This is a genomic window from Streptosporangium sp. CA-115845 (assembly GCF_050943795.1).
In the GTDB taxonomy this organism is placed as follows: domain Bacteria; phylum Actinomycetota; class Actinomycetes; order Streptosporangiales; family Streptosporangiaceae; genus Streptosporangium.
Map to the genome: position 1 here is coordinate 9,188,968 of NZ_CP191988.1, position 20,487 is coordinate 9,209,454.

Consider the following 20,487-nt stretch of genomic DNA (forward strand, 5'->3'; position numbering starts at 1 on the left):
AAGGCGGGCCGCCGCTACCGCGGTCGTACTGTCCGGAAGAACTGCCGGATGTCCGAGACCAGCAGGTCCGGGGCCTGGAGGGATGCGAAGTGGCCGCCGCGGGGGTGGTGGGACCAGTGGGTGATCGTGTTCGACAGCTCCGCCAGCCCGCGGATCGCCCGGTCGCCGGGGAAGTTCGCCACCCCCGTCGGGACCGGTGCGGGCTCGGGGCGCGGGCCCCACGACTCCGGCCCGGCCTCACGGTAGAGCCGGGCGGCCGATCCCGCGGTCGCGGTCAGCCAGAAGATCGTGACGTTGGTCAGGATGACGTCACGGTCGATCGGGGTCTGCTCGCTCCGGGCCGGGTCGTAGTCCACGAACCACTCCAGGTTCCAGGCGAGCTGACCGGCCGGGGAGTCGTTGAGCGCGTACGCCAGGGTCTGCGGCCGGTTGGCCATCTGGGTGGCGTAGCCGGAGCGGCCGTACCACCACCTCTGGTTCTGCCCGGCCTGCTCCCGGTCCGCCGCGGAGAGCGTGTCCAGCTCGGTGGGATCGACCGTTGTCGCGGCGTTGGCCAGCGCGTTGACATGGACGCCGATGACGTGCTCCGGGTCCGCCCGGCCGATCGCCGGGGAGATGATGCTGCCCCAGTCGCCGCCCTGGGTGCCGTAGCGGTCGTACCCCAGGCGTCGCATCAGCTCGGCCCAGGCCCGCGCGGTGCGGTTGATCCCCCAGCCGGTCTCCCGGGTCGGCCCGGAGAACGCGAAGCCCGGCAGCGACGGGACGACGACGTGGAAGGCGTCCGCCGGGTCCCCGCCGTGTGACCGCGGGTCGGTCAGCGGCCCGAGGATGTCCAGGAAGTCGTACACCGTGCTCGGCCACCCGTGAGTGATGATCAGCGGGGTGGCGTCCGGCTCGGGCGAGCGTACGTGCAGGAAATGGATGTTCTGCCCGTCGATCTCCGTGCTGAACTGCGGGACCTTGTTGAGGCGGGCCTCGTGCTCCCGCCAGTCGTAGCCGGTGCGCCAGTGCTCGACCAGCTCGACGAGGTGGCCCCTGTTCACCCCGTAGGACCAGCCGGCACCGGGCAGTTCGTCCGGCCAGCGGGTACGGGCCAGCCGGTCCCGCAGGTCGTCGAGCTCTGCCTGCGGGATATCGATGCGGAAGGGCGTTTCTGTGCTCATGCCGCCAAGAATGCGCCGCGTATAGGACAGCTCCGTTCCTACACAACGGCGATAGTGGACGAATGTTGGAAACGCCCACTCGACTGCTGCGGCTGCTGTCGTTGCTGCAGACGCATCGCGACTGGTCCGGCACGGAACTCGCCGAGCGACTGGGAGTCACCACCAGAACGGTACGGCGCGATGTCGACAGGCTCCGTGAGCTGGGGTATTCGATCCACGCCTCGATGGGCCCGGCCGGCGGTTACCGGCTCGGATCCGGCGCCTCGCTGCCCCCGCTGTTGCTGGACGACGATGAGGCGGTGGCGGTCACGGTCGGGCTGCAGACCACGGCGACGGACCATGAGGCCTCACTGCGCGCCCTGGCCAAGGTCGAGCAGATGCTGCCGTCCCGGTTGCGGCACCGGGTCACCGCGCTGCGAAGCGCGGTGGTCGCGATGCCGTCCAAGGGCGGGCCCACCGTGCAGGCGGCGGTGCTCACCACGATCTCGGCCGCGATCCGAGCTCCCGAGGTGCTGCGTTTCGACTACGTCAGCCACCACGAGACCGAGTCCCGCCGCGACGTCGAACCACATCGCCTCGTCTGCTGGGGGCCGAAGTGGTACCTGGTCGGCTGGGACGTCGAACGGAAGGACTGGCGCACCTTCCGGGTCGACCGGATGTCCCTGCGAACGCCCAACGGTCCCCGGTTCACCCACCGCGAACCACCCGACGGCGACGTGGCGGCCTACCTGCGCAGAACGATGGGCTTCGAGATGTGGCCACTCCGTGCCCGGCTGCGGGTGCACGCCTCCGCGACGGACATCACCGGACGCGTCAACGGAATCGTGACCCCCGTCGACGACCACACCTGCCTGCTGGAACTCGCCACGGACTCGTTGGACATCGCCGTGCTCGTGGTGGCCATGCTCGACGTCGACTTCGAGGTCGAATCCCCACCGGAACTCGCCCGGCACCTCCGCGAACTGTCCACCCGCCTCGCCAACGCGGCCGTGACACCACCACACCGCCGCGCGGACGACCGCTGAACGGACCGTTCGGGTGCGCGGCCGGCGGTTCTCGTCGACAGCGGTCACCCGCGGCCGGGGCGCCCCAATGATCTACAAGTCGTTCTCCAGTGTCGGCCTCTAGCCTCATCCGCGGTCCTCCCGAGCCGGAACGGCTCGGCGCGGTGCGGGCCCTTGGACGAGATGAGAAGGAGGCGGTGGACATGAGCACCGTGCCATTGTTTGGAATCGCGTTCGGAGCGCTGTTCGCCGGGGTCGGCATCCGGGTGATGACTGTCGGGCAGCGGCTGCGGCGGCACGGGGTGCGGGTGCCGGGCGTCGTCGTGGGACTGCGCTGGTCCAGCACCAACGGCGGCGACAGCGGCGTGTACTACCCCACGCTGCAGTTCCAGACGGTGCAGGGCTCCGTGGTGGAGACCGAGTCGGATCTGGGCTCCAACCCGTCGCCGGTCCGTCCGGGCCAGCAGGTCATGGTGGTCTACGACCCCGAGCGACCCCAGCGCGCCCGTCTGGACGGGGTGGGCGGCAAGGGCGTGCTGCACAGCGTGCTGTTCCTGACCGTCGGGGTGGTCATCCTGGTGGTCTCCCTGGTCGCCGCGGTCGGCTCCTGGTTGTGAGGACGGAGGACGGACTCGCGCGGCCGCCAGGTCCCGTCCCCGTTCGTAGGCCGAAGGGCCCGGCCGGGCCTTCGCCGTACGCGGGGGTCAGCCGAGCTTGGCCCTGAGGTAGATGGGCTTGTGGTCGGAGGAGGCGGCCTCCTGCGCCACATGACACCGGGTCACGCTTCCCCTGGGGGCGAAGAGGTAGTCGAGTTTGCGCTTCGAGACGCCGCCGTCCTCGCGGACGTGCTTCTCGGTCCACCGTCCGTCGCGGTCGCCGTTCTGGTCGCACTCGGCGTAGGCCGCGTAGACCGGCGCCAGGATGCGTCTCTTCACGGCGGTGCTCTGCCCGCTGTCCGGCGGGGCCAGGTTGAGGTCCCCGCCGAAGACGGCACGGTAGCCGGGCTTGGCCGCCACCGCCAGCATGCTCCTGCCGTAGAAGAAGCAGCCGGCGTTGGTGCCCGCGCAGACGTTCCAGCTCATCACCGAGATGGCGGAGGAGGACGTCCGGGCCTGGGCCTGTCCGCCGAGGAGGGGAACCGTCACGACCGCCAGGGCGGCCGCCATCAGCTCCCGTGGGATCAACGCCGCCACCAGTCGTCGAGTGGGGTGACTGGAACGGCCCGCTTGTGCCGGGTCGCGAGGTATACCGACTCCACCTTCGCCGCCAGGTCCGGCGTGACGTCGACCCCTTCCAGATAGTCGTCGATCTGGGTGTACTTCAGGCCGAGTGCCACCTCGTCGGGCAGCGCGGGCCGGTCGTCCTCGAGGTCGGCGGTCGGCACCTTCTCCCAGACACTCGGTGGTGCGCCCAGCTCCTGCAGCAGGGCGGCGCCTTGGCGCTTGGTCAGTCCGGTCAGCGGGGTGATGTCGACACCGCCGTCGCCGTACTTGGTGAAGAAGCCGGTCACCGCCTCGGCCGCGTGGTCGGTGCCCACGACGAGATTTCGACTTTGGGGACAATGGTCGCCTTGACGCCGAGTTCGGTGAGAATCTGCTCCCGTAGGTTCGCCACCCACGTACTGTACTGGCCGGAATCGCCCCGACGGCGATGTTCGATGTCGGTTGTAGGGTTCGCCGTCATGCGTACCCTTTCGCCCTGCTGATGGCCGGCGTACTCGCGAGTGTGTCGCTCACCGGTACGGAGAGGGCGGGCTCGAACGGACCCGCCCCGGCCGCTTCGCCCCACAGTGCGGCCCCGAAACACCACCAAAATGCGCCGAAGGGTCTTTAAGGGCATCGCAAGGCATTTGTAAGTTTCCCGGCTTATCACTGAGGGACACCGACGCCGAGGAGTCCCCCATATGAGCAGCCTCCTGCAGCTCTCCCGCAAGCAGCGGCGACCCGTATCACGCCACAGGCAGGCCGCCGTCGCCGTGACCGGCACCCTCCTGCTGAGCCTGGCCGGCGCCGTTTCACCGGCACCGCCGGCAGCAGCCGCGTCCGCCCCGTTGAAAGGCGCCGGAGCCTGCGCGAACATCGACGTCGTCTACCGGCCCCAGTCCGCGTTCCCCGACACCAGCCGGGGACGTTTCGACTTCAGGGCGCAGGCGACCACCATCGAGACAGCGGTTCTGTGTCTCGTCAACGCCGAACGGGCCGGCCTGAAGCCGCTGAAGAGATACCTCTCGCTGGGCAAGAACGGTGCCCCCACACTCGGCACCGCCGCGGCCAGGCACGCCGCGGACGCCGTCAGACTGCGCTGGTGGGGAAAGGTGGAGCCGGGTAAGAACTGCCGCCCCGTGCAGGGCGCCCCCGGCCAGTGCGACCCGCACATCAACCCGCAGACCGGCTCAACCCCGCTGAGCCGTGCCCAGGCGGTGGGCTACGGTCGCCGCTGCGCCTCGTTCTCCGTCGGCGAGAACACCTACGCGGGGTGGGGAACCTCTTCTGTCACGCCGCGGGCGGCCGTCACCTGGTGGATGAACAGCAAGCCACACCGCGACACCATCCTCAACCCGGCTTTCACCGAGCTGTACACCAAAGCAGCCTGGGGAAGCGCGGATCCGGCCGCCGGGTCCATCACCCCGGCCGCGACCTACGTGCAGATGTTCGGTCACTGCGGCTGACGCCGCCGTCCTGCATGCCGAGCCAGCCGGCGACGAGCTTTGAGAGTCCGCAGCCACGGTGCGGCCGGCCGACGACGTACGGCCCGGAAAGGGGTCATCGCCATACGTGGAGATCATTTTGTTAGGAGGTCTCGGTAGGGTTCGCGGCCATGCGTACCTTTTTCACCCTGCTGATGGCCGGCGTACTCGCGAGCACGCCGCTCATCGGCACGGCGAGCGCGGAATCGAACGGCCCCGTCCCGGCCGGCACCGCCGCCTTCACCAAAAACCCGATCTACAGGACCGGAGAACTAAAGACCCGGATCTGCGATGAACCGACCGTCAGGGGCGGTGATTTCGACTCCGTCCGGATCTATGTCGACACCGTCTCCGCATGCCTCGACAGAGCATGGGAGGCGCAGGTGAAAAAGGCCGGCATCGCGTACCGCACGCCGAAGGTCAAGGCCGCGTACGGCTCTCGCATCAAGACCGCCTGTGGCACCTACCGCCCGGGAGACACGTTCAGCCTCTACTGCCAGAAGAACAGCACCATCTATCTGATGGTCACCGACTACGGCGTGCTGGACGAAATCGACGACCCGCGGATGCTCGAAAGCCTCGCCATCGGATACGGCTATCACGTCCAGCGACTGGTCGGCGTCCTCGCGCAGGAGAGCCGAGCCGCCAGGAAACTGTCCAAGGCCGGCGCCCTCGCCCTGAACGCCAAGATCTCGTTGCAGAACATCTGCCTCGCCGGCGCCTTCATCGGGAGCGTCTGGGACTCCCTGGGCCACACCAAGGTGCACGGATACGACTTCATCATCGACCGGCACCGCGTCGAAAGCAGCATTCCGGGCAACGGCACGACCAAGAACCGGCTCTACTGGCAGAGGCACGGTTTCGAAACCCGGTCCCCCGGCGCCTGCAACACCTTCACAGCCCCGGCCTCCAGGGTGGCCTGACCTGTCTTTCCTGAAAGGACTGAGGAGGAGCGACAGCCGGCCCAAGAAGGAACGGCTCGCCGCCGACCCAGGCCCGTCCGGCCTCGGCCGCACAGGTACGGAAATCGCGTCCTTCCACCTGCGGGTGGAACAACGTCCACAGCACGGCCGGGGCACGGCGTGAGCGCCTCGTGCAGGACGGTCGAGGCGTCCGGCACAAGCGGCAGATCGACGTACTCATGCGGCGGCACGATCCCTCGCCGCTCCACTCAGGCGCGGGGTGGGAAGGCCGGGCGGCAGTACGGCGCTCCTCAGGGAAGCCACTCCCGCAGGCCGGGGAGATACCCGAGTTCCGACTCGATGCGCTGCCGGTCGTCGGTGCTGAGCTCCAGAGCGCGCACATCGGCGACCCACGGATCGGTGGGCTCGCCGAGGACCACGGCCAGGTCGATGAGATGGCACAGCGCGATGCCCCGCTCGACCACCGGAGCGTCCGCGCCGTGCCTGCGCACCGCGGACTTGAGCGCACGGAAAGCCTGCAGATCATCGTTCTTGAACTCGCGCAGAATCCGGACGTTGTCCAGCGCCCTGGCCAGGGCCGTCAGCTTCTTCGAGCCGCCGTACTCCACTTCGACCGGCTCGTCGCGCTGGATGAATGTGATCGAGTTCCCGGACGGATCGATCAGCGTGAACCGGGACGCGCCCGGCCGGTAGCGGGTGATCCGCGGCAGGCCGGAACCCAGCACCTTCCCGTGGACCCGGCGCATCGCCGCGATGAACGCCGCGTGATACGGCGCCACGGCATCGACCATGACCAGGCAGCCCCCGGACTCCTCCCGGGCCGGATCCAGGTCCTTGGGCGCCGGGCCGAAGTGCAGTTGGAATCCGCTCCACCGCAGCGCCAGAAAGACATAGGGCTTGCTCTGTTTGTAGTCGGCTTCGAACCCCAGCGCCTCATAGAACGCCAAGGTGTTCTCCACCGACGCGCACGGCATCAACGGCACCGTCGTCTCGTTCGGCCGAATCGCAGTCTCACTCACGTCATTCCGCCTTCCAGGTTGTCCGGCGACACTTACATTTTTCCGCGAAGCTCGCACATGGATCGTTCCAGGCCGGTATGCGCCAGTCCGGCTCGATGGCTGATCGAAACCACGCCTGCGACATCACGGAGAGCCGCTCTGGGGCTCATCGCGCGGCCCAGACCAGTGGAGGCGCTCTCCCTCGGGTCATCGACGTGGCCGACGTGACACCGGCCGCATTCACACAACTCGGCCGGCCTTGACGGTCGCCTCGGCCTCCGGCCCGTAGCCGGAGGCCGGGTCGGCGGGCGCGTGGTGAACGAACCGCCCGGCGACTCTCGTACGTGGAGGTCGTCTGAACCGTGGAGCCGTCCTAGCCGACAGGAGAGCTTTAGCCTGCCCCGTCTTCTTGTCAGTGACGGGTGACATGATCGGCCGATGCCGGAAACCAGTACTTCAATCGCGTCCTTCTGGGACGCTTTCGCCGCTTCCTTCGACGAGGAGGCCGACCATGGTCTTCGCGATCCAGAAGTCAAGGCCGCGTGGGGAGAGCGCTTGCGCTCGTGGATTCCTCCTTCGCCTGCCGATGTCCTGGATCTGGGGTGCGGCACCGGCTCGTTGTCCTTGGTGCTTGCCGAGCAGGGCCACCGGCCGGTCGGGGTGGATCTGGCGCCGCTGATGGTCGAGCAGGCCCGGCGCAAGCTCACCGCGGCCGGCTTCGATGCGCTGATGATGGTGGGTGACGCGAGTAACCCACCCGCGCAGGCGGGGACGTCCTTTGATGTGATCCTCTCCCGTCACCTGCTGTGGACCCTGCCTGATCCACAGGAGGCGTTGCGCCGATGGATCGGCCTGCTACGCCCTGGCGGGCGTTTGGTGCTCATCGAGGGGCGCTGGGCGACTGCCGAACCGGGTGAGGACCAGTCCTATGAGGTCGGATCCGAGTCGATGCCGTGGATGGGCGGGGTCGAGGCCGAGCAGCTTGTGCAGGGGTTCGGTCCAGCGTACGGGGATGGCGTCGGCTCCGTAGACCGCACCGGCGAGACCGCCGGTGACCGCGGCAACGGTGTCGGTGTCACCGCCCAGGTCGATCGCGACGCGCACCGCGTCCGCATAGCTGGAAGTGGTACGCAGTGCCCAGAGCGCCGAGCCGAGACAGGGCCAGACGGCACCGTTGAACTCGGTGGCGTCGTCGGGGTGCCAGCCGCCACCACCGCACATCTCGTTCTCCTTGCCGGGAACGGGAAACCGAGCGGAGAACACCCCGGCGAGGCCGAACTCGAAGGGAGCGCCCAGCGCATCGCCTACCGCCGAGCCCACGACGGCGCCGACGGCACGCCGAGTACGGTTCATCGCGGCAGCCTACCGGGAGATATTTCCGACGCCGAGACTCGAATCCGCTGGTTCAGCGGGAGCGATGCCGCACCCATGCTCGCCCGGCCTCGGCGGCCCGCGCCCGGAAATCGCGTCCTTCCACCGGGCCGAACCGCGCCTTGTGCAGCCGGAACAGCGTCCACGGCGCGGCCAGGCCGGTCACCACGTCCGCGGGCGCGGACCGCCACGCCGGTACCCGGGCCAGCAGCGCCTCGGTCTGCTCCGGGGTGTGGCCCGCCTCGATGAAACGGGGGCGAGCATGACGACGTCCCCCCAGGCAGCGCCGCGAACTGTGTACCGCGTGATCGCCGCGGTCAGGCAGGATCGCCGAAACGCGACCGGCTGACAACACCGGGGGAGGCAGAGCCCTCGCTTCACATCTCAACGACAACAGCGACCAGGACTGTCCCCTCGCCTCTCCCGGTCAGTTCGCATCTGACCTGCTCACGCCCCTCGCGTCGAGCACAGCCAGGTGAGACGGGACAACTTTTTCGTGGTGACTGGAAATGATGCTTCATCCGCGCACATAGGCAGGGTTGTCCGTTAAGTGAGTTGATGAGGAGAGTTGCCATGGGACCGCCCGTGGATGACGAGCGGCTGGTCAGATTCGAGGCTGTCTACAACCAGGCCTACGGCCAGATCACGGCCTATGCCGCCCGCCGCTGTGATTCGCCGCAGGACGCGGCGGACGTTGTGGCGGAGACCTTCACCATTGCCTGGCGGCGGGTGGACGAGCTGCCGGAGGGAGAGGAGGCCACGCTCTGGCTGTACGGCGTGGCGCGCAAGGTACTGGCCAACCACTACCGAGGTGACAACCGCCGACGGGCACGCCATATCGGGCTCGATGCCAAGATGGCCGACCTGTACGGAGACTCCCCGGACAGCAAGGTCGAGCTCGAAGCGATCGGCCAGGTCTTCCGGACCCTGTCCGACGATGACCGCGAGCTGCTGTCGCTGGTCGCCTGGGAGGGCCTGGATCGCGAGGAGATCGCGACAGCACTCGGGGTGTCGCGCAATGCCGTGCGCATCAGACTCCACCGTGCCCGCCGGCGCTTTTCCCGAGCCCTCGCAGCGGCCGATGTCAGCTTTACCACAGAGAGTCGTTTTATACCGGTGGAAAGGCCGCTATGAAGAACATCGACGAGATCGAAGTGGTGAAGTCGCTGGCCAGGGTCGAGCCTGGCAGGCGGGGAGGTAACCCGGCCGACGCGGAGGCGCGGGCGTTGCTGGCCGCGATCACCTCGGAAGAGCCGGGCACGGTGACAAGGGCCCGTGGGTATGCCCCCCGGCGGCTTGCCCTGGGATTGGCGGCCGCGGTCGTGGTCTCCACGGGTGCGGTGGTAGGCCCGAGCCTGCTGGAGAGCGGTTCCGGAGTGTCGACCTCCTGGGCCGTCACCAAGGCTGCCAACGGGATGGTGACCATTCAGGTCCGTGACTTCCGTGATGCCGTGGGGTTGGAGAAGCGGCTGAAGAACCTCGATGTTCCCGCCATCGTCGACTACGTTCCCTGGGGACAGCGATGCCGCCAACCGCGCGGCAAGCACGTGATGGACATCCCCCAAGGTCTGTACAGCCGGCCGGGGAACATCCCCGGTGAGAAGCACGGCTGGCAGATGCGGATCGACACCAGGCTGTTCAGACCGGGCCAGACCTTCGTCTGGACCATCAGCGCCCCCGAGAGCGGGGAAAGCAGCAGCACCAGCACCTATCTCATGGAGGGGCCGGTGACGTCCTGCGTGCCCGTGCCCGCCCCCGACCCAGCGGAGATCAAAGCGGAATTCCGGAGTGCGACGCTCAAGGGCCGCTCACTGGAGGGGTTCCGCGTGGACGAGAAGACCGTCGGCGAGGTCCTGCCGGAGCTCAGGAAGCGGGGCAGGAAGGTCATCTTCCTGATCATGTCCATCCCGCCGGGGAACCCCGGAGGTTTCGGCGAGGAGCGCACGCAGGAGAAGCCCGTCGGCGACGACTGGATCGTCTGGGAGGCGGAGGAGAACGCCAAGGGGGTGATCCGCCTGCTCGTCACCGAAAAGCGCTACGACAGGAACCCCGTCTACGGAGGCCCGCGAGACGCCGCCGTCGCCGACTAAAGCCCGGTGGACACGCTGCTCACGGAGGCCGTACGGCCTGTCCTCCAGGAGCAGGTCAGCAGGAGCGAGGCCACCGCGGCGTCGAAAGTGCCATCGGCTGACAAGACGTCGTGTTCAGCGGATCCCGGCGAGTTTGTCGGGATTGGTGACCGAGTAGATGCCGGCGACCCGGTCGCCACCGGGCGCGAGATCCACGACGACCACGGCGAGCGGGCTGTCGCCGGAGAAGACGAGCGCGCACGGGTCGCCGGCCATACGCCGGTAACGGATATCCAGCCCGTCGGCGGGCAGCGTCGCGGCGACGGACATGAACAGCGCGGCGACCTGGTCACGGCCGTGCACAGGCCACAGGCCGCTCGCCGGGACCGACGCCACCCCGTTCGTGCCCGCCCACGGCGCCGGCATGCACCGTGAGCTGCGTCTGCTCACCGAGGCCGGGCTCAGCGCCGAAGAGGCGCTCGCCGCCGCGACCAGCGTCCCGGCACACCACTTCGGCCTGACCGACCGCGGCCGGATCGCCCCCGGTCTGCGCGCGGACCTGGTGCTGGTCGAAGGCGACCCCACCCGGGACATCACCGCCACCGGCTCCATCACCGACGTCTGGCGTACTCCTCGGATCGGAACATCAATCCCTTGAGACCGCCGGCGCTTACGAGACGTCTATCGCTTCATCGCCATGGACCCAGGTGATTGCTGAGGTTTTGTCCCAGGAACCGCCCACCGGCGGTGCCGTCGTCGGCAACGGTGAGGTGTGCGAACGCGGCCCCGCCCATCCATCCGGAAAGAGGACGGTGATCGCGCCTCCGTCACGGACCTACCACATCATGTAGCGCACCGGACAGATGGCGATCAGCCACCGGCTCGGCGGACTCGGTCGTAGACCATGGCGATCTCGCCCAGTTCGCCGGTCTCCTGGTGGGTGAGCGTCCACTTCGTGGCCGGCAGGCCGTCGTCGAACAGTCGCCGCCCACCCCCGGCGATCTCGGGGAAGATCATGATGTTCAGCCGGTCGAGCAGGTCCGCCGACAGGAGCGGCTTGATGAGGCTGGCGCTGCTGTTGACGAGGATGTCGCCCTCGCCGGTGGCCTGGAGTTCGGCGACGACGTCGGCGACGGGGGCGTTCACCACGCGGGTGCGTTCCCACGGCGCTTCGGTCAAGGTGGTCGAGAAGACCACCTTTTCCGTGTCGACCAGCCACTTGGCGTATCCGCGATCACGCGGATCGGCGTTCTCGTCCGCGGCGACGGACGGCCAGTACCCCAGGAACCCCTCGGCATTGATGCGGCCGAGCAGCGCCGTCGTCGCGTTCTCCCAGATGCCGGTCATGTGGTTTCGCGCGACCTCGCTGGTCACATACGGGGCGAACGCCCCGAAATCGCTGGGCCCACCGGGACCGTTGTAGCGCCCGTCGATGGTGAGGCTCAGGTTCGCGGTCACCCTGCGGGCGGTCGAGGTGGTCATTTCGTGCTCCTTTTATCGGTGTCGCGCTCGGTGTCGCGCTCGGTGTCGCGCTCGGTGTCGCGCTCGGTGTCGCGCTCGGTGTCGCGCTCGGTGTCGCGCTCGGTGTCGCGCTCGGTGTGGTGCGAGTCCGCGGCGAGGGTCGCCGCGAGCTTGTCGAGGCTCTGGCCGAAGCCGATCTCGATGCCCGCGACGAAGTCCGCGGAGTCGACGGTGCTGTCGGCGATCCGGTAGTGGACGTCGAGGTCTGTGCCGTTGTCGGTTGGCCGGAGGCCGAGGTCACGCGTCCGGTGGTGGTGTAAAGGCGGGCTCCCATGAGCACGAGCCCACCGAGGCTAACGAGATCCAGGCCACCCCAGAGGGACCTGCGACAACCGACCCGCGTGCCGCAGTCATCACCGTCCGGACCGCCGCAGACGCCGCCCAGTCCAACCTGGACTACCACGTTCGCATCTGCCCCTCCTGTCACGTCGGTCAGGATGGCATGTGTACCGAAGGCGGACTGCTCAGCGCTACTTTCAGCAGCGCTGTCGTCGTCTCGGTTATCGCCCACGAGGCGTACGCGCCGAACGGCAGCCCCGTCACCTACCACGGCATGGAAACTCGGCACCGCGGCCCCGGATGGACTCTGTCCGCAGCACCGTCCAGGGCTCCTGGGGGACGTCATACACGATCGTCCGGAACATCGGCCGCGTTCGGGACACCACACAGGACGTCGTCCTGACCGGCGTCCGCATCGAGTGCATCACCCCTGCTCAAGATGACCCGCGACTCACCGGCCGCCGAAACCGCGCCGACGGCACCCTCATCGAAATCTCTCAAGTGCTCCGCGCCGAGCTCGGCTTCCTACCCGTCACGTTCACCACCGCCGCATGGACCGACACCGTGGCATGGACCGACGAGGACACCGCTCGCACCGGCATCCCGCAGGATGAGGAGGGCCGCCTGTTGACCGTGCTCGCCATGGCCCCCAGGGTCGCCCGCGACGTACGGCATGACAGGCCAGTGACGTTCTCACTGTTCCGCTACAGCCGTGACGACGTCGATGGCAGCGACCTCGAAGCATTGAAGACCCGTCTGCAGCTGAACCTCGACTACGACGACGGCCTGGTATTCACCATCAGCCTGCCTGGCGGAAACTGACCATGTCGCGAACGAGCAGGGCCGGTGGCTTCCTCGGCGCCAGCTAGAGGTAACCTCAGGGAAGGAGTAGGGGTAGCCCCCGATGCCCTGATTATCGGCGACGATCATCATCGACTCCATGAAGATCGCCAAATTCGCGGCCGTGGCCGCACCGCTTCTTATGCTCGCGTACGGGCTCATCCGGATAGTCGGCCGCATGGACGGCGTGTATGGGCCCGGCCTGGACTGGCAGGCCGCTCACGTGGTGAACCTGGCCGCTCTGGTGCTTTTCGTGTTCCTGGTGCTGGGCATCCGCCGCCTCCTCGCCCCTGGCTTACACCGGGAGGCAGTCGTGGTCTTCACGCTGGTCGGAGCAGGCGCGTCGATCGTGCAGTTCGTGGCGGACATCGTCGAGGGGCTGCTCGCGGCCGACAAGGCGGGGATGCGCGAGCTCAGCCGCCAGTTCCGCGCGCTGCCCGGGGTCGATCTCGCTTTCTACCAGGTGGGGCCGCAGTTCCTGTACGTCGGCATGGTAGTGCTCACTGGGATGCTGGCCTACCGGCGCCTCCTGCCCTGGTGGAGTGTGGGCGTGGTGCTGGCGAGCAGTCTGGTGCCCGTGGTGACGCTGGACCTGATCCCGGTTGGAGCCGCGGGTTACCTGGTGGCGTTCCTCCCCCTGCGGCGGCAGCTCGTCACGGCCCCCAATGCGGACGCGGTCGCGCGGTGAACCGCGTACAGCCGACCGGGACTACCGTGAAAATCCCGGTACACAGGGAAGCAGAACCGTCCTTGGCTCACCGCGTCACTGCCCGCCGTCCGAGATTCGCTACGCCTGGCCCTGCTGGACGCCCCGCACAGCGGCCCGACGGTGGAACTCGCCGAGGCGGCTGTCGAGCGCTACGCCCTCGGCTACAGATGGCTACGTTGGGGGCGCGGCGGACGGCGTCAAGGCTCCTCGCAGGCGAGGCTTCTGGAGCGACGGTGTGAAGGATCTGCAGCTCCTTCACCCCTATGCGACGAGGTTCAGCTCAACCGTGCGTGCGCATACGCGGCCATGGCGTCGCGCATGTACGCGGCCAGGCCCTCGGCGATCCGTTCGTAATTCGCCCTGAACCCCTCGTCGTCGGCCTGCATTTGACCCAGACGCGCGTACTCCACCGCGGTCGGTGTCCAGAATCGGGTCATGTGCCGGTAGTGAGCGTCGAGCTCGGCGAAAACCACGGGGTCGTTGGCCGGTGTCCCGGCGGCCATGAGCTCGGCCATCCGGATCATTCCCGCCGTCGCCTCCTGCTGCATGCGGTCGATCTCCTGCGGAGTCAGGGTGTCCAGGAGCTCCTGCTGCCCGGACCGCTCCCACTGCCCCGGCCACCGCTCGCGGGCCTCCGCACCGTACCGCGCCCCGTCGAACCCCTCGAACAGATTCTCCGGCCTACTGATTTTGGACATGCCACTCTTCCCTTCGTTCTCCTGGAGTTCGGTGATGGTACGAGCGACCATGCGGGCCACCGCGTCCAGCCGGTCGCGCTCCCTCAGCAGCCGCCGGTGGTGCTCGCGCAGTGCCGCCACCGGGTCGGTGTGCCGGTCGATGACTTCCTTGATCTCGGCGAGACCGAGGTCGAGCTCCCGCAGTACCAGGATCTGCTGCAGTCGCAGCAGCTGATCCTCCTCGTAGTGGCGATAGCCGTTCCCGCCGACCCAGGCAGGTGTCAGCAGCCCGATCTCGTCATAATGGCGCAGGGTCCTCGACGTCACTCCGGACATCCGCGCCACCTGTGCGATCGACCATGCCATGGCCTGCCCACCTGTTTCCCACCATCACCGAGCCGGTTCTTCCGGCTCGTCCATGACGGTAGATGTTTACGCAACGGCAGAGTCAAGCTGAGATCGAACGGCCAGGAAGCACGCGGACGGGGACCGGTCCGGTGATCAGCCACAGTCCGACTTGCTCCGGATCAGGGCACAGTCGCCGAATGACCGCGGGGAACCACTGGGACGAACCCGGACGTTAGTCGTGCGGGGGGGTGGGAGCATGACACGAGTCTTCAAAGTCCTCTGGTTCATCGCGGGTGCCGTTATGGCCGTCCTGGCGGCGCTGCTAGGCGGTGTGGGGTGTCCTCCGGTGGAGCGCTGGCTCCGGCGGCCTATCCGCCACCCAGACGGATCGGTGACCGTCGAAGGGGGGATCGTTCAGCTTCCGAAGGCCCCCGCCCCTGACAAGGTGTTCTTCGGCTTCGTGACGGTGTCGACGACGAAGGTCGTGCTCTCCATCGACAAGGGGGCGAAGTTCGTCCAGGTCGTGATTCCCCTGGCGGGAGCGGAGATCGACGTGCTCGATCACGACGACAAGAAGGACTTTTGGGTGAAGGTCCTGGTGACCACCGCCAAGGACGGGGAGTATCGGCTCTCGTTCCATCCCGAGCACGTCGAGGTCCTCGACCTGCTCCGTGCGGCCGTCCCGTCAGAGTGAGCGATAGAGCACCCAGGCCCGCCCGGCCTCGGCGGCCCGCGCCCGGAAATCGCGTCCTTCCACCGGCGCGTCCGGCCTCCTCGGCCAGGGCGACCTCCGCACCGCCACCCAGTTTCACCGCCGACGGCACGGCCAACTGCCCCACGAACAACCCGGCCGGATCGTCCAGGACACGCGGATCCACCCGGAAAATCGAGGTCACGGCCCTGTCGCCGAGCCGATGACACATCAGCGCCGTGGAGTAGCCGGTTCCGGTCCCGATCTCCAGCACCTCCTCACCACCGGAAATCCTCGCGGCCTCCAACATCCGCACGACCAGGCCGGGCATCGTCGACGACGACGTGGGCGCCCCGCAGGCGAGACCGCGCGCCTCCCCGACCATCACACCGTCGACCTGCGTCACCCACGTCTCGTCGCGGTAGACCAGCCTCAGAACTCCTAACAAAACACTCGGATAGCGTGCCGTTGTGATGCGAGGGTTTGGGGTAACAAGGCCGCTCTTCCCGTTCATGGACGTGGCGGCCGTGCTCTAGCACCTCTATGCTTCGGCGGCCGCCGAAGTATTCGCCACCTACGGTGTGGGATGTCGGTCACCGAATCCTCTCTGGCATCTCGATCACCTGGTGGCCCGACGGAGACATCCCTGCAACGTTTTGAAATAGAGGCCGACAATGACCGATGAGTCCCCGACCACCGATGGCCGCGAGCCGGCACAGGTTGTGACCGCGATGACCGACCATGTCCTTGGCCTGGCGGCCACGTGGATCGCGTGGGATGGCCGCCCGCTACAGATTGACGGGCGAACCTACACCCCGCACAAGGCAATCCGGCGAGTGAGCGATCATCTCCTCGACCACCTCGCCGAAGTGGAAGCCCGATTGGCCGGACACGAGACCATCCCCGATCACTGGCATGCCTCGGCGATCACTACCCCCGCCGACCTCGCCCCTTTCGGCCAGCAGGACCTGGACGAGGCTCGCAGCCGCCTCACCCGGCTCGCCCAGATCTGGGCGGACCGGCTGAACGCGCTCACCCCCGACCAGCTCGACAACTCACCCGGCAAGGGATGGACCTTCCGTCAGATCGCCTTCCATGTGGCCGAATCGGACTACTACGCCGACGCCGTGGGCGCACTTCTCCCAGCGGCAACCGCCCGCTGACCTGAGGTCTTCTGCCTGGTCATTTACTGAGGCGTCGCCAGCAGATGATTGCCAGCACGAGGGGTCAAGAAGGCTTCGTGAATGTCGTCGCGGATCTCCCAGCGGGTGAGGAGCCGGCGAAACCAGTGCAGCAGGGCGATCGTCTGCTCGACGACCCAGCGGTGGACGCCGAGGCCGGAACCGTGCGCGGTGCCGCCCTCTGTGTCAGCGTCAAGTGGGACACAGAGGGGGTTGGTGTTGTCCAGCCCATCCTGGACTAGGCGCTCGTACAGCTGGTCCATCTCGTCGACTCGGGCTTCCGTCTTCCGGTTCGGCGCGTACTGCGCGCTACAGACGAGTTCAGCTGCGATGCTGTCCACACCTGACCTGGGAAAACGAATGAACTACCCGTGAATAGCAAGCTTGCTGCAGTCAGCCTCGGTCTCGCTCTGAGCATCGGTGGCATCGCCCAGTCCCGAGCCGCCGGCGCCGACGCCACGCCCTTCGCTCTGCGGACGGTGACCGTCACGGCGCCTGGATTCTATGCTGGTGGCACATGGCGGCTCTACCAGAGCAACGGGTTCACAGTAACGCTTAACCTGACTCAGGACAGCAGCGGGAGATTTTTCGGGACCGCCTCCTACCCCGGCGCTGTCGGGACAATCGAGCAAGGCTCGGTGGACGGCAGGGGGATCTTCTTCATCATTGCGTGGGCGAACGGAGCCAAAGGCCGATACGCAGGCACCCTCGGTTCTGACAAGCGCCTCTCTGGCACTTCGTCCGATCTGAACCACCCATCAAGCCAGGCAACCTGGTTCACTACCCGCGTTTTCTCCTGAGACGCGCCTCGTTCCGGTGTGTCGCCCACCAGTGCCGAGTGGGGCGGTCGATGGGCGGCCCCCCTTGGGTTACTTTGTCCTCATGGGTGGACAGCGGACTGAGGGGTCGGCGGTGGTCCGCTATGTGGGTGTGGCCGGTGTCGCGGCGTGGTTCGAGGTGTCGCCGGGCACGGTGACGAAGTGGCTGGACCGGTACGCGGAGACGCATCCGTATCCGAAGCCGGACGCGGAGATCGGGGAGGGCAAGCTGGCGGTGAAGGGCTGGCTGCCGGAGCGGGAAGCGGAGTGGCGCGCCTGGAAGGCCGGCCGGCCAGGACAGGGCGCAGGCGGAGGGCCGAAGCCGAAGAGGTAGTCGCCGGGTCTCGTCTTTGAGCGAGACCCTTTTTCTTTGTCCGTTCTCTCGGAGAAAGTCTCACCTCCCTCTCTAACATCGTCTGCATAGCCAGACAATGTTAGAGAGGGAGCCACGTGACCAACAACGAGATCCAGGCCGCCCCAGAGGGACCTGCGACAACCAACCCGCGTGCCGCAGTCATCACCGCCCGGACCGCTGCAGACGCCGCCCAGTCCAACCTGGACTACCATGCTCGCGTCTGCCACTCCTGCCGCATCGGTCAGGACGGCATGTGTGCCGAAGGCGAGCTGCTCAGCGCTGCTTTCAACAGCGCTATCGTCGTCTCGGTTGCCGCCCATGAGGCGTACGCGCCGACCGGCAGCACCGTCACCTACCACGGCATGGAGACTCGGCACCGTGGCCCCGGATGGACTGTCCGCAGCACCGTTCAGGGCTCTTGGGGGACGTCATACACGATCGTCCGGAACATCGGCCGCGCTCGGGACGCCGCACAGGACATCGTCTTGAACGGCGTCCGCATCGATGGCACCGACCTCGAAGCACTGAAGACCCGCCTGCAGCTGAACCTCGACTACAACGACGGCCTGGTATTCACCATCAGCCTGCCCGACGAAGACTGACCGGGTGGCTTCCTCGGCGCAAGGCGTCCGGAAGCGCACCCAGCAACGACTCCTGGTCGTTGGAAGGAGACCAGATGCTTCGGCCGCTTCACCGGGGAGGGCAACCGTGCCGGAGTCGACATCCACCTCCAGCGCACGCACCCCCAATTAGGCAGGTAGGTCCCAGCTCGGCCCGTCGGGGTCGCCCAGCCAGACGTACTGGCGGTCCTCGGTGACGGTGAGCCCGTACCCGGACCGGTCAGGGCAGCCGGCGTCATGCCAGGCCAGCAGCGCGGCCTCCACCGCATCCCAGAGCCGCAACGGCCCGCGCTGACTGACCAGCCACTCGCCCTCCGGGCCACGGCCTCAACCGCCTCCCGCCAGACCGGGCCACAGGTGAGCTGATCAGCGAGAGCAGAGCGAAGCCCTACGGCCTCATGCACGGTCACGTCAGGTCCTCCAGGAGCAGGTCAGCAGGAGCGATGCCGCACCCATACTCGCCCGGCCTCAGCGGCCCGCGCCCGGAAATCGCGTCCTTCCACCGGGCCGAACCGCGCCTTGTACAGCCGGAACAGCGTCCACAGCGCGGCCACGGCGGTGACCGCGTCCGCGGGCGCGGATCGCCAGGCCGGTACCCGGGCCAGCAGCGCCTCGGTCTGCTCCGGGGTGTGGCCCGCCTCGATGAAACGGGGAGCGAGCATGACGGCGTCCACCCACGCGGCACCACGCACCGCGAACGCCCAGTCGATGACGTACGTTTTCCCGTCATCGATCCGGAAGTTGCCGGGGTGCAGGTCGTAGTGGAGCAGGGTGTCACCGTCCAGCACATCGAGGCTGAACTTGGCCAGCGCCGTCTCGTACATGCTCCGGTCCGGCAGGTCCCCGGCGAGCAGACTCGCGGCCTTGGCCTGCAGTCCCGCGAGGTTCACCGCGACCTCCGGAACCTCGCCAGGGCACGGAGTGAGCGCCTCGTTCAGGACGACCAGGGTGTCCAGCACCAACGGCACATCCGGCGAACCGGGCGACAGATCGGCGTCCCGGCCGTCGACATACTCGTGCAGCAGCACGATCCACCCCTCCACCTCGCCGCTCCACCGCAGGCGGGGCGCGGGCAGGCCGGGCGGCAGTACGGCACCGACCCGTCGTTCCCGCTCGTACAGGGACGCGGCCGGACTGACGGTGGAGACGGCCTTGAGGAAGACGGTCCCGCCGTTTTCCGTGTGCAGCCGGGCGGCGAGTCCGGGCATAAGTCCCTTGGTCACGGGTTCGACCTTGAGGACCTGGCCGACCTGCTCCTCGACGGTGGCGCGTACGTTGCTGGGGAGGTCGTCCCACTGGGGTTTCACGGTCAGCTCTCCCTCGGGTCGTCGGCACAGCCCGCGTAGCACTGGCTGCATTCGCTGGTAGGGATCCACAGCTCGGGGACGACCGGCAGGCCGGCGGCTCGCATGGCTTCGACGGTAGTCCCGATCGTGGTCATGGGCTGGGAAGTCGTGTCAGCGGGCGCGTGGTGGATGAACCGGCCGGCGCCCCTCGTACAGAAGTCCTGGTACTCGCGGGTGTACGCCAGGAAGGTGTGCCAGCCGATGTCCACACGCTTGGAAGGGGACAGACGCGCGTCCGGCCTCCTCGGCCAGGGCGACATAGAGGGAATCCAGCAGCCGGTCCGACACGAGAGGCCGCACCGGCGGCTGGGAAACTCAGACGGGCAGGTCCCAGCCCGGCCCGCCGGGGTCGCCCAGCCAGACACGCTGACGCTCCCCGCTCACGGTGAGCCCGTACGCCGACTGGTGCGGAGATCCCGCGTCCTGCCAGAGCAGGACGGCGTCCTCGACCGCGTCCCACAGCCGCAGCGGACCGTGCTGGCGAACCGTCCACCCACCCGCCGGGTCGGGCCGGGTGGTGGCCTGTGAGCCGGTGGCCACGTCCAGCAGGGCGACCTCCGCACCGCCACCCAGTTTCACCGCCGACGGCGCGGCCAGCTGCCCCACGAACAGCCCGGCCGGATCGTCCAGGACACGCGGGTCCACCAGGCTGCTCCTGCCGTCGCCGATCCCGAGAAAGGGAGAAGACATCGGAGGCGGGCCATGAGGGCGGGCGGTCATGAAGTAGACGTCGTCCTCCAGGAACCGCCCACTGGCGGTGCCGTCGTCGGCAAGGGTGAGGTGCGCGAACGCGACCCCGCCCATCCACCCGGAAAGAGGAGTGGTGATCGTGCCGCCGTCGCGGACCTGCCACACCCAGGGAATCGGGATGTAGCGCCTTGTAGACGA

General features: G+C 67.8%; 28 protein-coding genes and 3 pseudogenes. 16 read left to right on the top strand and 15 right to left on the bottom strand.

Annotated elements, in window-relative coordinates; translation table 11 throughout:
* Positions 1 to 14: 14 nt before the first annotated feature.
* Complete coding sequence (locus tag ACQP0P_RS43595) at positions 15 to 1,163, bottom strand: epoxide hydrolase family protein (RefSeq protein WP_433367821.1); 1,149 nt, start codon at positions 1,161 to 1,163, stop codon at positions 15 to 17.
* Positions 1,164 to 1,225: 62 nt separating this feature from the next.
* Here ACQP0P_RS43595 and ACQP0P_RS43600 point away from each other — a divergent pair, with 62 nt between their 5' ends.
* Together ACQP0P_RS43600 and ACQP0P_RS43605 are read left to right on the top strand one after the other, a co-directional pair.
* Positions 1,226 to 2,188 carry a helix-turn-helix transcriptional regulator gene (locus ACQP0P_RS43600; RefSeq protein WP_433367824.1) on the top strand — a complete coding sequence of 321 codons (963 nt, stop codon included), beginning with the start codon at positions 1,226 to 1,228 and terminating at the stop codon, positions 2,186 to 2,188.
* Between the two features lie 182 nt (positions 2,189 to 2,370).
* A complete protein-coding gene (locus ACQP0P_RS43605; RefSeq protein WP_433367827.1) occupies positions 2,371 to 2,784 on the top strand; it encodes a DUF3592 domain-containing protein in 414 nt (137 codons plus the stop codon).
* A gap of 87 nt (positions 2,785 to 2,871) precedes the next feature.
* Here the strand turns inward: ACQP0P_RS43605 and ACQP0P_RS43610 are convergent, their stop codons facing one another.
* Positions 2,872 to 3,351 (bottom strand): hypothetical protein, encoded by a 480-nt coding sequence (locus ACQP0P_RS43610; protein WP_433367830.1) that lies wholly within the window; start codon positions 3,349 to 3,351, stop codon positions 2,872 to 2,874.
* Positions 3,348 to 3,716, bottom strand: a pseudogene (gene nadE, locus ACQP0P_RS43615) (NAD(+) synthase); the annotation flags it as partial. The pseudogene nadE and the gene ACQP0P_RS43610, both read right to left, overlap by 4 nt.
* Positions 3,717 to 4,070: 354 nt before the next feature.
* Here nadE and ACQP0P_RS43620 point away from each other — a divergent pair.
* Positions 4,071 to 4,835 (top strand): CAP domain-containing protein, encoded by a 765-nt coding sequence (locus ACQP0P_RS43620; RefSeq protein ID WP_433367833.1) that lies wholly within the window; start codon positions 4,071 to 4,073, stop codon positions 4,833 to 4,835.
* A gap of 149 nt (positions 4,836 to 4,984) precedes the next feature.
* A complete protein-coding gene (locus ACQP0P_RS43625) occupies positions 4,985 to 5,776 on the top strand; it encodes a neutral zinc metallopeptidase (RefSeq protein WP_433367836.1) in 792 nt (263 codons plus the stop codon).
* A gap of 290 nt (positions 5,777 to 6,066) precedes the next feature.
* Here ACQP0P_RS43625 and ACQP0P_RS43630 read toward each other — a convergent pair whose 3' ends face one another.
* Positions 6,067 to 6,795, bottom strand: coding sequence for a glyoxalase (locus ACQP0P_RS43630; RefSeq protein WP_433367838.1), 729 nt, complete (start codon positions 6,793 to 6,795; stop codon positions 6,067 to 6,069).
* A 417-nt stretch (positions 6,796 to 7,212) separates the two neighbouring features.
* Between ACQP0P_RS43630 and ACQP0P_RS43635 the strand changes: the two are divergent.
* Positions 7,213 to 7,695: pseudogene (locus ACQP0P_RS43635) on the top strand (class I SAM-dependent methyltransferase); the annotation flags it as partial.
* Here ACQP0P_RS43635 and ACQP0P_RS43640 read toward each other — a convergent pair.
* Positions 7,630 to 8,127, bottom strand: coding sequence for an ADP-ribosylglycohydrolase family protein (locus ACQP0P_RS43640; RefSeq protein ID WP_433367841.1), 498 nt, complete (start codon positions 8,125 to 8,127; stop codon positions 7,630 to 7,632). The pseudogene ACQP0P_RS43635 and the gene ACQP0P_RS43640 overlap by 66 nt on opposite strands.
* Before the next feature lie 52 nt (positions 8,128 to 8,179).
* A complete protein-coding gene (locus ACQP0P_RS43645) occupies positions 8,180 to 8,500 on the bottom strand; it encodes a hypothetical protein (protein ID WP_433367843.1) in 321 nt (106 codons plus the stop codon).
* A 218-nt stretch (positions 8,501 to 8,718) separates the two neighbouring features.
* Here ACQP0P_RS43645 and ACQP0P_RS43650 point away from each other — a divergent pair, with 218 nt between their 5' ends.
* Both ACQP0P_RS43650 and ACQP0P_RS43655 read left to right on the top strand, forming a co-directional pair.
* Entirely contained in the window at positions 8,719 to 9,279 is a 561-nt protein-coding gene (locus ACQP0P_RS43650) for an RNA polymerase sigma factor (RefSeq protein WP_433367846.1), read from the top strand.
* Positions 9,276 to 10,235: a hypothetical protein gene (locus ACQP0P_RS43655; RefSeq protein ID WP_433367848.1), complete on the top strand. Its 960-nt coding sequence runs from the start codon at positions 9,276 to 9,278 to the stop codon at positions 10,233 to 10,235. Before ACQP0P_RS43650 ends, ACQP0P_RS43655 begins: the two co-directional genes overlap by 4 nt.
* Before the next feature lie 114 nt (positions 10,236 to 10,349).
* On the opposite strand, the gene ACQP0P_RS43660 is transcribed toward ACQP0P_RS43655, so the two are convergent.
* Entirely contained in the window at positions 10,350 to 10,640 is a 291-nt protein-coding gene (locus ACQP0P_RS43660) for a hypothetical protein (RefSeq protein ID WP_433382513.1), read from the bottom strand.
* Here ACQP0P_RS43660 and ACQP0P_RS43665 point away from each other — a divergent pair.
* Positions 10,543 to 10,872 (top strand): amidohydrolase family protein, encoded by a 330-nt coding sequence (locus ACQP0P_RS43665; RefSeq protein ID WP_433367851.1) that lies wholly within the window; start codon positions 10,543 to 10,545, stop codon positions 10,870 to 10,872. The two genes, ACQP0P_RS43660 and ACQP0P_RS43665, sit on opposite strands and share 98 nt — an antisense overlap.
* A gap of 212 nt (positions 10,873 to 11,084) precedes the next feature.
* Here the strand turns inward: ACQP0P_RS43665 and ACQP0P_RS43670 are convergent, their stop codons facing one another.
* Entirely contained in the window at positions 11,085 to 11,696 is a 612-nt protein-coding gene (locus ACQP0P_RS43670; RefSeq protein ID WP_433367854.1) for a dihydrofolate reductase family protein, read from the bottom strand.
* A gap of 3 nt (positions 11,697 to 11,699) precedes the next feature.
* Here ACQP0P_RS43670 and ACQP0P_RS43675 point away from each other — a divergent pair, with 3 nt between their 5' ends.
* From ACQP0P_RS43675 to ACQP0P_RS43685, 3 genes are all read left to right on the top strand, one after another.
* Positions 11,700 to 11,927 (top strand): hypothetical protein, encoded by a 228-nt coding sequence (locus ACQP0P_RS43675; protein WP_433367857.1) that lies wholly within the window; start codon positions 11,700 to 11,702, stop codon positions 11,925 to 11,927.
* A 387-nt stretch (positions 11,928 to 12,314) separates the two neighbouring features.
* Positions 12,315 to 12,836: a hypothetical protein gene (locus ACQP0P_RS43680; protein WP_433367860.1), complete on the top strand. Its 522-nt coding sequence runs from the start codon at positions 12,315 to 12,317 to the stop codon at positions 12,834 to 12,836.
* A 118-nt stretch (positions 12,837 to 12,954) separates the two neighbouring features.
* Positions 12,955 to 13,542: a hypothetical protein gene (locus ACQP0P_RS43685; protein ID WP_433367863.1), complete on the top strand. Its 588-nt coding sequence runs from the start codon at positions 12,955 to 12,957 to the stop codon at positions 13,540 to 13,542.
* Positions 13,543 to 13,838: 296 nt separating this feature from the next.
* On the opposite strand, the gene ACQP0P_RS43690 is transcribed toward ACQP0P_RS43685, so the two are convergent.
* Complete coding sequence (locus tag ACQP0P_RS43690; protein ID WP_433367866.1) at positions 13,839 to 14,606, bottom strand: MerR family transcriptional regulator; 768 nt, start codon at positions 14,604 to 14,606, stop codon at positions 13,839 to 13,841.
* A gap of 238 nt (positions 14,607 to 14,844) precedes the next feature.
* On the opposite strand from ACQP0P_RS43690, the gene ACQP0P_RS43695 reads away from it, so the two are divergent.
* On the top strand, positions 14,845 to 15,282 hold the full coding sequence (locus tag ACQP0P_RS43695; protein ID WP_433382516.1) for a hypothetical protein: 438 nt from the start codon (positions 14,845 to 14,847) through the stop codon (positions 15,280 to 15,282).
* Positions 15,283 to 15,532: 250 nt separating this feature from the next.
* On the opposite strand, the pseudogene ACQP0P_RS43700 reads toward ACQP0P_RS43695, so the two are convergent.
* A pseudogene (locus tag ACQP0P_RS43700) lies at positions 15,533 to 15,793 on the bottom strand (hypothetical protein); the annotation flags it as partial.
* 160 nt (positions 15,794 to 15,953) lie between these two features.
* Here ACQP0P_RS43700 and ACQP0P_RS43705 point away from each other — a divergent pair.
* Complete coding sequence (locus ACQP0P_RS43705; RefSeq protein WP_433367869.1) at positions 15,954 to 16,442, top strand: hypothetical protein; 489 nt, start codon at positions 15,954 to 15,956, stop codon at positions 16,440 to 16,442.
* 23 nt (positions 16,443 to 16,465) lie between these two features.
* Here the strand turns inward: ACQP0P_RS43705 and ACQP0P_RS43710 are convergent, their stop codons facing one another.
* Positions 16,466 to 16,801 carry a hypothetical protein gene (locus tag ACQP0P_RS43710; RefSeq protein ID WP_433367872.1) on the bottom strand — a complete coding sequence of 112 codons (336 nt, stop codon included), beginning with the start codon at positions 16,799 to 16,801 and terminating at the stop codon, positions 16,466 to 16,468.
* A gap of 30 nt (positions 16,802 to 16,831) precedes the next feature.
* On the opposite strand from ACQP0P_RS43710, the gene ACQP0P_RS43715 reads away from it, so the two are divergent.
* The 3 genes from ACQP0P_RS43715 (at position 16,832) to ACQP0P_RS43725 (ending at position 18,235) form a co-directional block, all read left to right on the top strand.
* On the top strand, positions 16,832 to 17,260 hold the full coding sequence (locus ACQP0P_RS43715; RefSeq protein ID WP_433367874.1) for a hypothetical protein: 429 nt from the start codon (positions 16,832 to 16,834) through the stop codon (positions 17,258 to 17,260).
* Between the two features lie 82 nt (positions 17,261 to 17,342).
* The gene (locus ACQP0P_RS43720; RefSeq protein ID WP_433367877.1) at positions 17,343 to 17,612 is read left to right on the top strand and encodes a hypothetical protein; all 270 of its coding nucleotides are present in this window, start codon (positions 17,343 to 17,345) and stop codon (positions 17,610 to 17,612) included.
* 116 nt (positions 17,613 to 17,728) lie between these two features.
* Positions 17,729 to 18,235 (top strand): hypothetical protein, encoded by a 507-nt coding sequence (locus ACQP0P_RS43725; RefSeq protein WP_433367880.1) that lies wholly within the window; start codon positions 17,729 to 17,731, stop codon positions 18,233 to 18,235.
* Between the two features lie 147 nt (positions 18,236 to 18,382).
* On the opposite strand, the gene ACQP0P_RS43730 is transcribed toward ACQP0P_RS43725, so the two are convergent.
* The 4 genes from ACQP0P_RS43730 to ACQP0P_RS43745 all read right to left on the bottom strand — a co-directional run bounded on the left by ACQP0P_RS43730 (position 18,383) and on the right by ACQP0P_RS43745 (position 20,454).
* Positions 18,383 to 18,535: a hypothetical protein gene (locus ACQP0P_RS43730; RefSeq protein WP_433367883.1), complete on the bottom strand. Its 153-nt coding sequence runs from the start codon at positions 18,533 to 18,535 to the stop codon at positions 18,383 to 18,385.
* Between the two features lie 149 nt (positions 18,536 to 18,684).
* Positions 18,685 to 19,560, bottom strand: a complete 876-nt coding sequence (locus ACQP0P_RS43735) for a phosphotransferase family protein (RefSeq protein ID WP_433367886.1) — start codon at positions 19,558 to 19,560, stop codon at positions 18,685 to 18,687.
* Positions 19,561 to 19,562: 2 nt separating this feature from the next.
* Entirely contained in the window at positions 19,563 to 19,859 is a 297-nt protein-coding gene (locus ACQP0P_RS43740; protein WP_433367889.1) for a glycine-rich domain-containing protein, read from the bottom strand.
* A gap of 55 nt (positions 19,860 to 19,914) precedes the next feature.
* The gene (locus tag ACQP0P_RS43745) at positions 19,915 to 20,454 is read right to left on the bottom strand and encodes a hypothetical protein (RefSeq protein WP_433367892.1); all 540 of its coding nucleotides are present in this window, start codon (positions 20,452 to 20,454) and stop codon (positions 19,915 to 19,917) included.
* Positions 20,455 to 20,487: the final 33 nt, after the last annotated feature.

Bases quoted from the DNA above. Each gene is read 5' to 3' on its own strand.
- ACQP0P_RS43640 (WP_433367841.1), bottom strand. From the start codon at position 8,127: ATGAACCGTACTCGGCGTGCCGTCGGCGCCGTCGTGGGCTCGGCGGTA.
- ACQP0P_RS43625 (WP_433367836.1), top strand. From the start codon at position 4,985: ATGCGTACCTTTTTCACCCTGCTGATGGCCGGCGTACTCGCGAGCACG.
- ACQP0P_RS43740 (WP_433367889.1), bottom strand. From the start codon at position 19,859: ATGTCGCCCTGGCCGAGGAGGCCGGACGCGCGTCTGTCCCCTTCCAAG.
- ACQP0P_RS43705 (WP_433367869.1), top strand. From the start codon at position 15,954: ATGACCGATGAGTCCCCGACCACCGATGGCCGCGAGCCGGCACAGGTT.
- ACQP0P_RS43655 (WP_433367848.1), top strand. From the start codon at position 9,276: ATGAAGAACATCGACGAGATCGAAGTGGTGAAGTCGCTGGCCAGGGTC.
- ACQP0P_RS43670 (WP_433367854.1), bottom strand. From the start codon at position 11,696: ATGACCACCTCGACCGCCCGCAGGGTGACCGCGAACCTGAGCCTCACC.
- ACQP0P_RS43685 (WP_433367863.1), top strand. From the start codon at position 12,955: ATGAAGATCGCCAAATTCGCGGCCGTGGCCGCACCGCTTCTTATGCTC.
- ACQP0P_RS43650 (WP_433367846.1), top strand. From the start codon at position 8,719: ATGGGACCGCCCGTGGATGACGAGCGGCTGGTCAGATTCGAGGCTGTC.
- ACQP0P_RS43605 (WP_433367827.1), top strand. From the start codon at position 2,371: ATGAGCACCGTGCCATTGTTTGGAATCGCGTTCGGAGCGCTGTTCGCC.
- ACQP0P_RS43660 (WP_433382513.1), bottom strand. From the start codon at position 10,640: ATGCCGGCGCCGTGGGCGGGCACGAACGGGGTGGCGTCGGTCCCGGCG.
- ACQP0P_RS43690 (WP_433367866.1), bottom strand. From the start codon at position 14,606: ATGGCATGGTCGATCGCACAGGTGGCGCGGATGTCCGGAGTGACGTCG.
- ACQP0P_RS43595 (WP_433367821.1), bottom strand. From the start codon at position 1,163: ATGAGCACAGAAACGCCCTTCCGCATCGATATCCCGCAGGCAGAGCTC.
- ACQP0P_RS43600 (WP_433367824.1), top strand. From the start codon at position 1,226: ATGTTGGAAACGCCCACTCGACTGCTGCGGCTGCTGTCGTTGCTGCAG.
- ACQP0P_RS43680 (WP_433367860.1), top strand. From the start codon at position 12,315: ATGGACTCTGTCCGCAGCACCGTCCAGGGCTCCTGGGGGACGTCATAC.
- ACQP0P_RS43665 (WP_433367851.1), top strand. From the start codon at position 10,543: ATGAACAGCGCGGCGACCTGGTCACGGCCGTGCACAGGCCACAGGCCG.
- ACQP0P_RS43720 (WP_433367877.1), top strand. From the start codon at position 17,343: ATGGGTGGACAGCGGACTGAGGGGTCGGCGGTGGTCCGCTATGTGGGT.
- ACQP0P_RS43620 (WP_433367833.1), top strand. From the start codon at position 4,071: ATGAGCAGCCTCCTGCAGCTCTCCCGCAAGCAGCGGCGACCCGTATCA.
- ACQP0P_RS43695 (WP_433382516.1), top strand. From the start codon at position 14,845: ATGACACGAGTCTTCAAAGTCCTCTGGTTCATCGCGGGTGCCGTTATG.